The organism is Azonexus sp. IMCC34842 (assembly GCF_050368855.1).
GTDB lineage: Bacteria > Pseudomonadota > Gammaproteobacteria > Burkholderiales > Rhodocyclaceae > Azonexus > Azonexus denitrificans_A.
In genome coordinates this window covers 4,314,137-4,328,129 of record NZ_CP178449.1, presented here as the reverse complement: position 1 = coordinate 4,328,129, position 13,993 = coordinate 4,314,137, and the positions used below count along the sequence as shown (strand labels likewise).

The window sequence follows — 13,993 nt, the reverse complement described above, 5'->3', positions numbered from 1 at the left end:
CGCCACAACCGGATGGTTGGGAAAAAGCGACGACGAGTGAGTGCCATGAATCTTAGCCAGATCAGAGGGCTGATCGGCAAATCGGTAAGCGCCTGGATAGACGATTTCGCGCCGAGCATGGGCGCCGCCCTGGCGTACTACACGCTGTTCTCGATTGCCCCGCTACTGATCATCTTCATCGCCATCGCCGGTCTTGTTTTTGGCCAGGATGCGGTGCGCGGCGAAATCGTTGCGCAGATACAAGGTCTGATCGGACGCGACGGCGCAATCGCCGTGCAAGGACTGCTGAAAAGCACCAGTGAGCCGGCGCAGGGCATCGTTGCCATCGTGATCAGCACGATCATGCTGATCATCGGTGCGACGACCGTGTTCGCGGAATTGCAGAGCGACCTCGACCGCATCTGGCGCGTTCCCGCCCCGGCAAAACAGATGGGCATCTTCACCATGCTGCGCACGCGCCTGCTTTCCTTCGGCCTGGTGCTCGGCCTCGGCTTCTTGTTGTTGGTCTCGCTACTGTTCAGTGCGGCGATCGCCGCGGTCGGCAAATGGTGGAACGATCTCTTCGCTGGCTGGGAGGCAATTTTCCAGGCGATTGATTTTTGCATCTCGTTCGCCATTTCGACGGTACTTTTCGCGATGATCTTCAAGCTCATGCCGCGCGCCAGAATCGCTTGGCGGGACGTCTGGATCGGCGCGGCAGTGACGGCGCTCTTGTTCGAAATCGGCAAACTCCTGATCGGCCTGTATCTGGGAAAAACCAGCATCGCATCGGGTTTCGGCGCTGCCGGTTCGCTGGTCGTGCTGTTGGTATGGGTCTATTTCGCGGCGCAGATATTTCTGCTGGGTGCCGAATTCACTTGGGCCTACGCCCACGAACGCGGCTCGAAAGCGGAACAGTCCATGCAGCGGTCGGTGCCGGTTGAGGTTGGTGATTGACTGAACCACCTTCGCGGCACACCAGGGGCTGCAAACGCCGATAGCCGCTTGAGCTTTCCCACCGGGAAAATCCGATAATGGCGGCCAACTCGTTTTGAACACTATTTTTGGATTCCCGCATGGAAATTAAGGTCAATTTTCTCGACAAGCTTCGCCTTGAGGCCAAGTTCGACGACTTCACGGTCATCGCCGACCAGCCTATCCGCTACAAGGGCGACGGCTCGGCACCGGGGCCGTTCGATTACTTTCTGGCTTCGTCGGCCTTGTGTGCGGCTTACTTCGTCAAGCTGTACTGCGACACCCGCAACATTCCGACCGAGCACATCCGCCTGTCGCAGAACAACATCGTCGATCCGGAAAACCGCTACCAACAGATTTTCAAGATCCAGGTCGAGTTGCCGGCGGATATTTCCGCGAAGGACCGGCAGGGTATTTTGCGTTCCATCGACCGGTGTACCGTCAAGAAGGTGGTGCAGACCGGCCCCGAGTTCATCATCGAGGAAGTGGAAAATCTCGACGCCGATGCACAGGCCTTGCTGACGCTCAATCCGGATTCGGAGGCGAGCACCTATATCGCCGGCAAGGATCTGCCGCTGGAGCAGACCATCGCCAACATGTCCGGCCTTTTGGCGGGCCTGGGCATGAAGATCGAAATCGCGTCGTGGCGCAACCTGGTGCCCAACGTCTGGTCGCTGCATATCCGCGATGCGCATTCGCCGATGTGCTTCACCAACGGCAAGGGGGCAAGCAAGGAAAGTGCGCTGGCGTCGGCACTGGGCGAGTTCATCGAACGGGCCAATTGCAATCACTTCTACAACGACAATTACTGGGGCGAAGAGATCGCCAACGCGGCTTTCGTGCATTACCCGAGCGAGCGCTGGTTCAAGCCCGGCAAGAAGGATGCGCTGCCCAAGGGCCTGCTCGACGACTACTGCCTGGAAATCTATAACCCGGACGGCGAGCTGCGTGCCTCGCACCTCTACGACACCAATTCCGGCAATACCGAACGCGGCATCTGCGCGCTGCCCTACGTGCGCCAGTCGGACGGCGAGACGGTGTATTTCCCGACCAACCTGATCGACAACCTCTTCCTCAGCAACGGCATGAGCGCCGGCAACACGCTGGCTGAGGCGCAGGTGCAGTGTCTGTCGGAAATCTTCGAGCGGGCCGTCAAACGCGAAATCCTCGAAGGCGAAATCGCCCTGCCGGATGTGCCGGCTGATGTGCTGGCGAAGTACCCCGGCATCCTGGCCGGCATCGCCGAGCTGGAAAACCAGGGCTTCCCGGTGCTGGTCAAGGATGCGTCGCTGGGCGGCGAATTCCCGGTGATGTGCGTGACCCTGATGAACCCGCGCACCGGCGGCGTTTTTGCCTCATTCGGTGCCCACCCCAGCCTGGAAGTGGCGCTCGAACGCAGCCTCACCGAACTGCTGCAGGGCCGCAGCTTCGAAGGCCTCAACGACTTGCCGCGGCCGACTTTCGAGAGCAACGCCGTCACCGAGCCGAACAACTTCGTCGAGCACTTCATCGATTCGAGCGGCGTCGTCTCCTGGCGCTTCTTCAGCGCCAGGGCGGATTACGAATTCGTCGAATGGGATTTCTCCGGCCAGGGCGAAAACTCCAACGCCGACGAGGCCGCGACGCTGTTCGGCATCCTCGAAGACCTGGGCAAGGAAGTGTACATGGCGGTCTACGACCAGCTTGGTGCCACCGCCTGCCGCATTCTGGTGCCGGGTTACTCGGAAATCTACCCGGTCGACGACCTGATCTGGGACAACACCAACAAGGCGCTGGCCTTCCGCGCCGACATCCTCAACCTGCACCGCCTCGACGACGCCGGCCTGGAAGCGCTGCTGGAGCGCCTGGAAGAAAGCGAACTCGACGACTACACCGACATCATCACGCTGATCGGCGTCGAATTCGACGAGAACACCGACTGGGGTCAGTTGACGATTCTGGAGTTGAAGCTGCTGATCAACCTTGCTTTGCAGGACTTCGAGGCGGCCAAGGAACAGGTCGAGGCCTACCTGCAGTACAACGAAAACACCGTCGAGCGCGGCCTGTTCTACCAGGCACTCAACGTGGTACTCGAAGTACTACTCGACGACGAGCTGGAACTGGCCGATTACGAAGTCAATTTCCGCCGCATGTTCGGCAACCCCCGCATGGATGCGGTGCTCGGCTCGGTGGACGGCAGTGTGCGCTTCCATGGCCTGACACCGACCAGCCTGCAGCTGGAAGGGCTGGACCGCCACCAGCGCCTGATCGACAGCTACAAGAAGCTGCATACGGCGCGGGGCAGGGCGGCGGCCTGATTCGGTTAGGGGACGGAACATGGCTGCATCAACCGTAACCGGGAGACCCCCGATGCGCTTCGGCTCCCGTTACGCATCTTGCCCAAAGCAATGTTGAGCTTGGATGCCGGAAGGGCCAACGAGTCTGGTTGGCCTCCGGTTGCCGCTAGACTTCGACCACCAATCGGCAGTCGAAGGCAGCATTTTCCCGCCACAGCTCGGAAGGCGTTGATGCAGCTTTGATACCCCGGCAGTAACCCATGGGATTCGCGACTACTCGCGTTTGGCCAACCGTATAGTCGAACGATTCGTGGGTATGGCCGTGGATGTGCAAGTCGGCGATACCCAGACACTCCTCCAGGTCGGAGGCAAAGGCGGCACTGGTGAGGTCGTCGGCGTAGTGCGGGGCAATGCTGTTTCGGTGCGGTCCATGATGGGTGATGACCACCGTCCTGCCGGCGCATGGTTCTGCCAGACGGTCACCCAACCATTGTCGCTGGGCACGATGCAGGGCAAGGGCGTCGGCCGGCAGAAACGGGGTGTCACCGGGACACCGAATCGAGCTGTGGTCCACGATCTTTTCGGCGCAGATCGCCATGGCGGCGGCCACCCGTTCGGCACCGAAAACCTCGTAGTCGGTCCAGAGGGTGCAGCCGATGAAACGGACGCTGTCGTGTTCCCAAACACCCGGTGCCAGTATTTTCACGTTCGGGAAGTCACCAGCCCGCTGCTGCAAGTCGGCCAGCACTGCCGCCACCTCGCCGCCATAGAATTCGTGATTGCCGGGCACATAAACTACCGGGCACGGCCAGTCGCCGAACAGGTCAAGCACGCGGCTGCCCTTCGCTATGTCACCGGCCAGCACAAGAACATCCGCCCCGACTGGCTCCACGCCGCGGAAAGCTGGAAATTTCCATTCCAGGTGCTCAAGGTGAAGGTCAGAGGCTATCTGCAGGCGCATGGTTGTTACATGAGGCCGCTAGATCGCCGTTTGTGCGCCGAGAGCAGACATCGTATCCGCGGCGACGATGGAGGAACGGAGGGTGTCCTCTGGCCACGTGCTGTAGCAACCCTACATCCACCAGGGGTCTGACTCGGTATCTTCATCGTCATCCGTTTCAATCCCTTCGTTTTCACGTTCATCATGAAAAGGGTGGTCCGGTTTATGGGGATGATGGATCGGGTCTTTCGGATTTGGCGTGTCGGGCTCTATGGGCTGACGGCCCGGTGAAGTCGGCATAAACATTCCTTACTGCAATCGTTGAGTTCCATTGGGCAGATATCCATTTACAAAGTTGCAACTCCTCGCCAGTACTGATTTCCAAGGGCTCCAGCTGCAAGGACATGATCGCCCTCAAGGGTAGCCGCGGTGATGGACGGCGAGCACCGGCTCCTGCTGGCGGCAAAAAAACGCCTGGCGGGGCCGCCAGGCGGGTGCAGGGCAAAGCCGCTTGAATCAGGGCTTGATGGCGATCTTCAGAACACCATCGCGCTGATTGGCGAACAGGTCATAGGCAGCGACGATGTCATCAAGCGGGTACTGGTGGGTGACTAGTACCCCCAGGTCGAGTCGCTCTGCTGCCAGCACGTTCATGAGCCGGCGCATGCGTTCCTTGCCGCCCGGGCACAGTGCCGTGTTGATCCTGTGGTCTCCCAGGCCAGCTGCAAAGGCGCTCATGGGAATCGTCAGGTCGCTGGAATACACCCCCAGGCTGGACAGGGTTCCGCCGGGCTTCAAGACCCGCAGGGCGGATTCAAAAGTACCTTGCGTTCCCAGCGCCTCAATGGATGAATCCGCCCCGCGACCACCGGTGAGTTTCATGATTTCATCCACCACATCGCAATGGTGGAAATTCAGCGTCACGTCGGCGCCCATCACCTTGGCAATACCCAAGCGGTGATCGTTGCCATCCACTGCAATGATCGTGGTCGCACCCAACAGTCGGGCACCGGCAGTGGCGCACAGGCCAATGGGGCCCTGGGCAAACACCACTACGGTATCCCCGAGCTTGATGTTGGCGTTTTCGGCGCCCTTGAAGCCGGTGGACATGATGTCTGGACACATCAGCACCTGCGTGTCGGTCAGGCCGTCAGGAATTGGTGCCAGGTTGGCCTGAGCATCGGGCACCAACACATACTCCGCCTGGGTGCCGTCGATCATATTGCCAAAACGCCAGCCGGCGGTGGCCTTGTAGCCGTGACAGCCACACTTGCCGGATGCCGTCAGATAGCTGCCATCCTGAGAAGCTACCCCGTCTTGCGCGGCATAAGAATTGAAGTTCGGGCAGATGGCGCCGGCAATGACACGCTGCCCTTCCCGGTAACCCTGGACGGCGCTACCGAGCTTTTCAATCACGCCAACCGGCTCATGGCCGATGGTAAGCCCCGGCGCGACCGGATACTCACCTTTGAGGATGTGGACGTCAGTACCGCAGATGGTGGTGGTGGTGATGCGCACCAAGGCATCGTTGGGGCCAACATCAGGAATTTTCTTTTCAGCCAGCTCGATACGGCCAGGCGCCACAAAAACAGCTGCTTTCATCATGTTTGCCATGCTGATCCTCTTTGACGGATGAAGATCTTTCCAGTATAGGCCTCATCCCGCGCTTTGTTCGGCCTGGCGCCTGATCCGGATCAAGCCTTTGCTTTTGTTGCAATGCAACGCAGACAACGGGGACATCGTTCGTGCGGGATAGGCAGGTCCTGCGCCGATCTGGACGACCTGAGATGCAGTGCGGCCAACAGGGCACTGCGATCAACTCTCCGACATGATCAAGCGTTCAGAGGCGAGAACCGGCAGAGTTTTCGACTTTAATTGGTGAGAACAGCAATTTGTTACCAGAAACTTTTTCGCGCCTTAGCACTCTTAGGAACCGAGTGCTAAAATGGAATTGAACATTGAAGGAGAAACCTACGCTATGACCCATGCCTTGGCTTATCCCATCCCCTCGGCGGTTGGAAACATTGATGCCTATATTCAGGCAGCCAATCGTTATCCGATGCTTTCCGAGGTTGAGGAATCCCGGCTGGCCCAGCGTTTCCACAATGATGGCGATGTGGAAGCGGCGCGTCAGCTTGTGCTCTCTCACCTTCGCTTGGTGATTTCGATAGCCCGCGGCTACTTGGGCTACGGTCTGCCGCATGCCGACCTGATCCAGGAAGGCAACATCGGCCTGATGAAGGCGGTGAAGCGTTTTGATCCGGCGCGCGGCGTGCGCCTGGTGTCCTTTGCCATGCACTGGATCAAGGCCGAGATCCACGAATACATCCTGAAGAACTGGCGTCTGGTCAAAGTGGCGACCACCAAGGCCCAGCGCAAGCTGTTCTTCAACCTGCGCAGCCTGAAAAACGATTACGAAGGGGTCGATACCCTGAACGGTACGCAGGCCGGTGAAGTTGCCGCGCGCCTCGGTGTCAAGGCTTCGGAAGTCGTCGAGATGGAAACCCGGCTGACCGGCCGCGACATGGCGCTGGAAGGCAATCCGGACGATGGCGACGAGGCTTTCGCGCCGATCGACTATCTGGCCGACTCGCGTTACGAGCCGACCCGAATGCTCGAGAACAAGGCGCTGGCCCGTCTGCAGGACGAGGGTCTGCATGAGGCGCTGGCCGAACTCGACCCGCGCAGCCGCCGCATCGTCGAAGCCCGGTGGCTGCACGACGAGGGCGAAGGCGCCACGCTGCACGATCTGGCCGCCGAGTTCAGCGTGTCGGCCGAGCGGATCCGGCAGATCGAGGTCAAGGCCCTGCAGAAGATGCGCGGCGTGCTGGCTACCGCCTGAAGCGCCTGAGTCGAAAAGAGAAGAGGAGCCGCGGCTCCTCTTTTTTCATTCCGGCCGGGCGGTAGACGGCGGGTTGTGGAAGCGCAGCCCGAAGGAAAAGACGTCCTTCGAGCAGACGTCGATGCAGCGCCCGCAATTGGTACAGTTCGGCGCCAGGATGACCGGCCCGACACCCTTTTCTTCGCCTTTCAGGGCCGGCCGGATGACCTGCGGCTCGGGGCATACCTCAAAGCAGTCCATGCAGTTGTTGCAGGCGGCGCGTTTCGTCGCGCTGACCCGGAGCGGACTCCAGCGGCCGAGCAGGCTGTAAAAGGCGCCGACCGGACAGAGCCGCCCGCACCAGCCGCGGCTCATCACGAACAGGTCGAACAGGAATACGGCCAGGACGACGGTCCACGCCGCCCCGAGGCCGAAAATCAGGCCGCGATGCAGCATCGATACCGGATTGATCAGCTCCCACAGCACCACGCCGGTCAGCGCCGAGCCGATGAAGGTCATGCCAAGTATCCAGTACCGCGTATTACGGCCGAGATGGACGCTGCCCTTGATCCCCAGCCGGTCGCGCAACCAGCCGGCGGCATCGGTGACCATATTGACCGGGCAGACCCAAGCGCAATAGACGCGACCGCCGACCAGAAAATAGAACAGCGCGGCAATCAGCAGGCCGATCAGCCCGAGAGTTTCCGGCACATGCCCGGTGACCAGCGACTGCAGGGCGACATAGGGATCGGTCAGCGGCAGAAAATCGAGCGTGTAGCTGTAATTTAGGTTGCCTTTGACCAGCCAGATGCCGGCCAGCGGACCGAGCAGGAACAGGGCGAGGATGCCGGACTGCGAAAGGCGGCGCAGGATCAGCCATTGATGGGCGCGCAGCCAGCCTTTTTCGGCCACCGCCTCGGCCCCGATACGCTTGTCGCTCATGGCTTGTCTCCCAGGCCCGGCGGATGGCTCGGAATGGCCCCCGCCTCGCTGCCGGGCTGGCCGCGCATCGGCGCGGTATGGCCGCTTGCCGGGTCGTAATGGCCGGGCAGGTTGGCGCCTTCCGGCAGGCGATCAGGCAGATCGAGCATCTTCGATTCATCGATCAGCGAGTGACCGGCTTTCTTCTGTTCTTCCCAGCCGACCCGGTAATGGTGGCCGAGTTCGCCCTTGGCCAGCTTGGCCGGCAGGACGCGGATGGCAGACTCTTCAAGGACGCAGGATTTCTCGCACTTGCCGCAGCCGGTGCAGTATTCGGAATGCACCGTCGGCAGGAACAGCGCATGCCGGCCGGTCCGCGTATTGGGCTGCAGGTCGAGGGTGATGGCTTTGTCGATGACCGGGCAGACGCGGTAACAGACGTCGCACCGCAGGCCGAGGAAGTTGAGGCAGGTTTCGTGATCGATCAGCACGGCGATGCCCATCTTCGCCTTGTTGATATCGGTCAGCGCATGATCGAGCGCCTTGGTCGGGCAGGCCTTGATGCAGGGAATGTCCTCGCACATCTCGCACGGGATATGGCGCGCGGTGAAGTAGGGCGTGCCGGTCGCCACCGGCATTTCCGGCTTGGCCAGTTCGAGGGTGTTATAAGGGCAATCGCGCACGCACATGCCGCAACGGATGCAGGCCCCGAGGAAATCGTCTTCCGGTAGCGCCCCGGGCGGGCGCAGGGCCAGCGCCGGCAGGGCCTTGGACTGCTTGGCGTAGAGGCCAAGACCGAGGCCGAGCATGCCGACACCGCAAACCATCTTGGCCGAATCAAAAATGAACTGGCGCCGTGCAATGCCGGCCTTGCCGGCAGTCTTTTCTGGAGCTTTCATGATCGTTAGGTTGGCCGCCGGGGCGGCGGCTTTACCCCACCCTGAACACGGCCCCTGAAGCCTTCCATCCTGTGGGGAACCCGATGGCCCAATTTACTTGATCAGCGTTTGCGCATATTTGGCGCAGATCAAACTGGCAAAAAATAACCGGGCCGGCTTAAAGTCCGGGCAATACGCTGCGGGCATTCGCGCCGGTTTGCGCAACAATCTGCGCCAGCGGCAAGTCACGCAGGTCGGCCAGGGTTTGCGCAATACGCGGCAACTCGGCCGGCGCATTGCGTCCCCGGTTCAACCAGGCCGGCGGCATGTCGGGGGCGTCGGTTTCGAGGACGATGTACTCAAGCGGCAAGCTCGCCGCCAGTTGGCGAATGCGCGTCGATCCACTGTAGGTCATGGCGCCGCCAAAGCCGAGCTTGAAGCCGAGGCTGATGAAAGTTTCGGCCTGCTGGCGGCTGCCGTTGAAGGCGTGGGCGATGCCGCCCGGCACGGCTATCCGGCGCAACTGCTTGAGCACCGCGTCGACCGAGCGGCGGACATGCAGCAACACCGGCAAATTGAATTCGCGGGCCAGTTTCAGTTGTTCGACCAGGAAGAATTCCTGGCGCCGCGGGTCGCTGTCGACGACATAGAAATCCAGCCCGATTTCGCCGAGCGCCAGCGGCTTTTCCTCGACCACCCAGTTGCGCAGCACGACGAGATCGGACTCGCCGGCCTGCGTCACGAACAGCGGATGAATGCCGTAGGCCGCGACGCAGCCCGGGTAGCGGGCCACGGCGGCTTTGACCTGGGCGAAGCCGTTGGCCGCCACCGCCGGAATCACCATCCGTTCGACGCCTGCCGCCAACGCCGCCGCATACACCGCGTCACGATCGGCATCGAACTCGGCCGCATCGAGATGGCAGTGGCTGTCGATCAGCATCGAATAAAGGGAAATTCCGGTTCGGCGCGGCGGCCGCTCATCAGTCGGGCCAGCGAGGCGCCCGAACCGCAGGCCATCGTCCAGCCCAGCGTGCCATGGCCGGTGTTGAGCCACAGATTGCTGTAGCGGGTCCGGCCGATGCACGGCACATTGGACGGCGTGGCCGGCCGCAGGCCGCACCAGAACTCCGGTTCGCCCTCGACGTCGACCCGCGGGAAGAGTTCGCGGGTGCGCTGCATCAGCGCCTGGCAACGCACCGGGTTGAGATCGAGGTTGTAGCCGTTGAACTCGGCGGTACCGGCAATCCGCAAGCGGTTGCCGAGGCGCGAGAAAACCAGCTTGTGGGCATCGTCGGTAATGCTGACGGTCGGCGCCAACGCCCCTTCGGCCAGCGTCAACGTCGCCGAGTAGCCCTTGGCCGGATAGACCGGCAGGCTGATGCCGAGCGGTTTGACGAGCAGCGGCGAGTAACTGCCGAGGGCGACGACATAGGCATCGGCGGTGAGCAATTCCGGGCCGCCCTCGCCGCTGACCACGACGCCGGCGATCTGGCTGCCGCCCGGCGCAATGCGGTCGACGCTGACATTGAGACGAAAATCGACGCCCGCCGCCTGCGCCCGCTCGGCCAGCGCCCGGGTGAATTTGTGGGCGTCGCCGGACTCGTCGGAACGCGTGTAATCGCCACCGACCAGACGGTGCCTGGCGGCGCTCAGGGCCGGTTCAATTTCCAGACATTGATCGACGTCGACCGTGTCCCGGTCGAGCCCGAACTCGCGCATCACCTGGGCGGCCCGGTTCGCCGCGGCGAACTCGTCGCTGTCGGTATACAGATGCAGGATGCCGCGCTCGAGGTGGTCGTATTCGAGGCCCAGCGACTGGCGCAAGGCCTGCAATTGCTGCCGGCTGTAGAGCGCCATGGCGACGATCGCGGCCATGTTGCGACGCGTCCGGCCGGGCAGGCATTCGGCCAGGAAGCGAAGGCCCCACGCCAGCTGGGCCGGATCGGCCCGCCAGCGCCAGAGCAGCGGCGCATCCTCGCGGCCCAGCCATTTGATGGCCTGCGGCAGGACGTGCGGATTGGCCCAGGGCTCGGCATGCGAGACCGAAATCTGGCCGCCGTTGGCGAAACTGGTTTCCTGGCCCGCCACCGCTTGCCGATCGACCACGGTGACTTGATGGCCGGCTTCCGCCAGATACCACGCACTCGTTGTGCCGATGACGCCGGCCCCCAGTACGAGAACCTTCAAACCTCGTTCCCCCGTTCCCGAACGATGCGGGTCACTTCAGGAATATGGCGCATGCCGCGCATGACGGCTGCCAAATGATTGCGATGGGCGACCTGGATGGTGAAGCGGAGCAAGGTGAACAGGCGCTCCGGGTCGGAATCCATCGAGACATGTTCGATATTCGAACCGGCCTCGGCAATCGCCGCCGCGACCTGGGCCAGCACGCCGCGCGTGTTCTTGACCTCGACCTTGATGCGGATGTCGAACAGTTTGCCGTCCTCCGGCTCCCATTCGACGTCGATCCACTTCTGCGGCTCGGCCGAGCGCGATTTGCGGATGGTCGGACAATCGTGGGTGTGGATGACCAGGCCACTACCTTTCTTGATCGAGCCAATGATCGGATCGCCCGGGATCGGCTGGCAGCAGCGGGCCAACTGGATGGCCATACCTTCGGTGCCGTGGATGGCCAGCGTCATGTTGCTCGGCATATCCGGCGACATGTCCTCGCGCGCCAGCAGGCGTCGGGCAACCAGCGACGGCAGGCGCTTGCCGAGGCCGATGTCGGTGTATACCTCTTCGATCGATTTCTGGCCGCCGGACTTGACCATCTGATTCCACGCGTCGTCCGGGATCGAAATCGGCACCACCCCGAGCGACAGCAGTTCCTGGCGTAGCAGGCGTTCGCCGAGACGGGCCGACTCCTCGTTCTGCATGGTGCGGAGGAAGTGGCGGATCTTGCTGCGCGCCCGGCCGGTCTTGATGTAAGTCAGCCAGACCGGATTGGGGCTGGCTTGTGGCGAGGTGATGATCTCGACCAGATCGCCATTGTGCAGTTCGGTGCGTAGCGGCGCCAGTTCCTGATTGATGCGGGCTGCCGAGCAGTGATGGCCGACGTCGGTGTGCACGGCGTAGGCGAAATCGACCACCGTCGCGCCGCGCGGCATGGCCATGATCTTGCCCTTGGGCGTAAAGACGTAGACCTCGTCCGGGAACAGATCGATCTTGACGTTCTCGAAGAACTCGGCCGAATCGTTGCCCTGCATTTCGAGCAGCGACTGCAGCCATTTGTGCGTCTTGACCTGCAGGTCGGCGCCGCTGTCTTCGCTGTCTTTGTAGAGCCAGTGCGCGGCGACGCCCTCCTGGGCGACGTGGTGCATGTCGTGCGTCCGGATCTGCACCTCGACCGGCGTGCCGTAGGGACCGATCAGCGTGGTGTGCAGCGACTGGTAGCCGTTGGCCTTGGGAATCGCGATGTAATCCTTGAACTTGCCGGGCACCGGCTTGTACAGGCTGTGCAAGGCACCGAGCGCCAGATAGCAGGTCGGCACGTTCTCGACGACGACGCGAAAGCCATAGATGTCGAAGACCTGGGAAAACGACAGGTGCTTGTCGCGCATCTTGCGAAAGATCGAATACAGGCTCTTCTCGCGGCCGAATACCTCGGCTTTCAAGCCGGCGTGCTCGAGCTTGCCTTCGATGCCGTCGAGAATGCGGACCAGCAGCTCGTTGCGATTGCCGCGCGCCGCTTTCAGCGCCTTGGTCAGCACCTCGGCGCGATGCGGGTGGATCAGACGGAAGCAGGTGTCCTGCAATTCGCGGTAGAGCTTGTTCAGGCCCAGACGAAGGGCAATCGGCGCGTAGATTTCCAGGGTTTCGCGGGCGATGCGCTGGCGCTTGTCGAGACGCATCGCCGACATCGTCTGCAGATTGTGCTGGCGATCGGCCAGCTTGATCAGCACGACGCGCAGATCGCGCGCCATGGCCATCAGCATCTTGCGGAAATTTTCGGCCTGGGCTTCCTGGTAGGAAGCGAATTCCATCTTGTCGAGCTTGGACAGGCCATCTACCAGCTCGGCGACTTCCTTGCCGAATTTGTCGGCCAGTTCGCGCTTGGTCGTCCCGGTATCTTCGAGAACGTCGTGCAGCAAGGCCGCGGCAACGGCATCGGCATCCATCCGCCACTCGACGACGGCGCCGGCAACGGCCAGCGGATGTGTGATGTAGGCTTCGCCCGACATGCGTTTCTGGTTCGCATGGGCGCGTTCGGCGAAGACATACGCCGCCTTGATACGTTCTACATCGGCAGGCGCTAGATAATCGAGACTATCAAGGAAAACCCGGTAGGCGGGTTCCTCAGAAGCGGGCGGCAGAGGCGACGGCGTTGAACCCATCTATCTTCACCGCCCCTACCTTCAGGCCTGACCGCGGTTGAGCACTTCCAGACCGACTTTGCCGATCGCCATTTCGCGCAGGGCGATGACGGTCGGTTTGTCCTTCTCCGGATCGACGAACGGGGTGGCGCCGTTGGCCAGTTGACGGGCGCGGTGAGCGGCAGCCAAGGTCATCTGGAAGCGGTTGGGAATTCGTTTCATGCAATCGTCGACGGTAACGCGGGCCATGTAAAACCTCTAAATCAGATCATTCGAGCAAAAAGGGCGGCGTGACGGGCACGCTGCGCCGAGATGGTCAGGCTGGAAGCGCGCACCACGGCACGCAAATCATCCAGTGCCTGAGCCAACTGGTCGTTAATAATAACATAGTCAAATTCCCCGACATGGCGCATCTCGGCTTGTGCCGCGGACAATCGGCGGGCGATGACGTCGGCGCTGTCAGTGCCGCGCCCGGTCAATCGACGGGTCAGCTCCTCCATCGAGGGCGGCATGATGAAGACCCCGATCGCCTCCGGGAACAAGGCCCGCACCTGCTGCGCCCCCTGCCAGTCGATTTCCAGCAACACATCGTGGCCGGCGGCCAGCTGGTCGGCAATCCACTTCTTCGAGGTGCCGTAGAAATTGCCATGCACCTCGGCCCACTCAAGGAATTCCTCGCGGGCAATCATCGCCTGGAATTCGGCGGCCTCGACAAAATGGTATTCCCTGCCGTCCTGCTCGCCGGGGCGCGGGGCGCGCGTCGTGGAGGAAATCGACAGATGGACCGTCGCTTCCTGTTCCAGCAACAGACGCACCAGCGTCGTTTTGCCAGCCCCCGAGGGGGCGGCGACAACATAGAGATTTCCGGCCATAGCGCATTTCCAGCA

13 protein-coding genes are annotated in these 13,993 nt (G+C 61.8%); 3 read left to right on the top strand and 10 right to left on the bottom strand.

Annotated elements, in window-relative coordinates; all coding sequences use genetic code 11:
- Positions 1 to 45 precede the first annotated feature (45 nt).
- Positions 46 to 936: a YihY/virulence factor BrkB family protein gene (locus ACLIKD_RS20690; RefSeq protein ID WP_428826514.1), complete on the top strand. Its 891-nt coding sequence runs from the start codon at positions 46 to 48 to the stop codon at positions 934 to 936.
- A gap of 119 nt (positions 937 to 1,055) precedes the next feature.
- Positions 1,056 to 3,251, top strand: coding sequence for an OsmC domain/YcaO domain-containing protein (locus tag ACLIKD_RS20685; protein ID WP_428826513.1), 2,196 nt, complete (start codon positions 1,056 to 1,058; stop codon positions 3,249 to 3,251).
- Between the two features lie 145 nt (positions 3,252 to 3,396).
- On the opposite strand, the gene ACLIKD_RS20680 is transcribed toward ACLIKD_RS20685, so the two are convergent.
- From ACLIKD_RS20680 to ACLIKD_RS20670, 3 genes are all read right to left on the bottom strand, one after another.
- Positions 3,397 to 4,191 carry a metallophosphoesterase gene (locus ACLIKD_RS20680; protein WP_428826512.1) on the bottom strand — a complete coding sequence of 265 codons (795 nt, stop codon included), beginning with the start codon at positions 4,189 to 4,191 and terminating at the stop codon, positions 3,397 to 3,399.
- Positions 4,192 to 4,302: 111 nt separating this feature from the next.
- Positions 4,303 to 4,476, bottom strand: a complete 174-nt coding sequence (locus ACLIKD_RS20675) for a hypothetical protein (protein ID WP_428826511.1) — start codon at positions 4,474 to 4,476, stop codon at positions 4,303 to 4,305.
- A gap of 210 nt (positions 4,477 to 4,686) precedes the next feature.
- Positions 4,687 to 5,784 (bottom strand): NAD(P)-dependent alcohol dehydrogenase, encoded by a 1,098-nt coding sequence (locus ACLIKD_RS20670; RefSeq protein ID WP_428826510.1) that lies wholly within the window; start codon positions 5,782 to 5,784, stop codon positions 4,687 to 4,689.
- A gap of 364 nt (positions 5,785 to 6,148) precedes the next feature.
- On the opposite strand from ACLIKD_RS20670, the gene rpoH reads away from it, so the two are divergent.
- Positions 6,149 to 7,012: an RNA polymerase sigma factor RpoH gene (gene rpoH / locus ACLIKD_RS20665; protein ID WP_428828362.1), complete on the top strand. Its 864-nt coding sequence runs from the start codon at positions 6,149 to 6,151 to the stop codon at positions 7,010 to 7,012.
- Positions 7,013 to 7,057: 45 nt separating this feature from the next.
- On the opposite strand, the gene napH is transcribed toward rpoH, so the two are convergent.
- The 7 genes from napH to gmk form a co-directional block, all read right to left on the bottom strand.
- Positions 7,058 to 7,933, bottom strand: coding sequence for a quinol dehydrogenase ferredoxin subunit NapH (gene napH / locus ACLIKD_RS20660; protein ID WP_428826509.1), 876 nt, complete (start codon positions 7,931 to 7,933; stop codon positions 7,058 to 7,060).
- Positions 7,930 to 8,811, bottom strand: coding sequence for a ferredoxin-type protein NapG (napG, locus tag ACLIKD_RS20655; protein ID WP_428826508.1), 882 nt, complete (start codon positions 8,809 to 8,811; stop codon positions 7,930 to 7,932). The genes napH and napG overlap by 4 nt, the downstream gene beginning before the upstream one ends.
- Positions 8,812 to 8,968: 157 nt before the next feature.
- Positions 8,969 to 9,730 carry a TatD family hydrolase gene (locus ACLIKD_RS20650; protein ID WP_428826507.1) on the bottom strand — a complete coding sequence of 254 codons (762 nt, stop codon included), beginning with the start codon at positions 9,728 to 9,730 and terminating at the stop codon, positions 8,969 to 8,971.
- Positions 9,724 to 10,977, bottom strand: coding sequence for a D-amino acid dehydrogenase (locus ACLIKD_RS20645; RefSeq protein WP_428826506.1), 1,254 nt, complete (start codon positions 10,975 to 10,977; stop codon positions 9,724 to 9,726). The genes ACLIKD_RS20650 and ACLIKD_RS20645 overlap by 7 nt, the downstream gene beginning before the upstream one ends.
- Positions 10,974 to 13,127, bottom strand: coding sequence for a RelA/SpoT family protein (locus tag ACLIKD_RS20640; protein WP_428826505.1), 2,154 nt, complete (start codon positions 13,125 to 13,127; stop codon positions 10,974 to 10,976). The genes ACLIKD_RS20645 and ACLIKD_RS20640 overlap by 4 nt, the downstream gene beginning before the upstream one ends.
- 21 nt (positions 13,128 to 13,148) lie before the next feature.
- Positions 13,149 to 13,355, bottom strand: coding sequence for a DNA-directed RNA polymerase subunit omega (gene rpoZ / locus ACLIKD_RS20635; RefSeq protein ID WP_226417446.1), 207 nt, complete (start codon positions 13,353 to 13,355; stop codon positions 13,149 to 13,151).
- 14 nt (positions 13,356 to 13,369) lie between these two features.
- On the bottom strand, positions 13,370 to 13,978 hold the full coding sequence (gene gmk, locus ACLIKD_RS20630; protein ID WP_428826504.1) for a guanylate kinase: 609 nt from the start codon (positions 13,976 to 13,978) through the stop codon (positions 13,370 to 13,372).
- Positions 13,979 to 13,993: the final 15 nt, after the last annotated feature.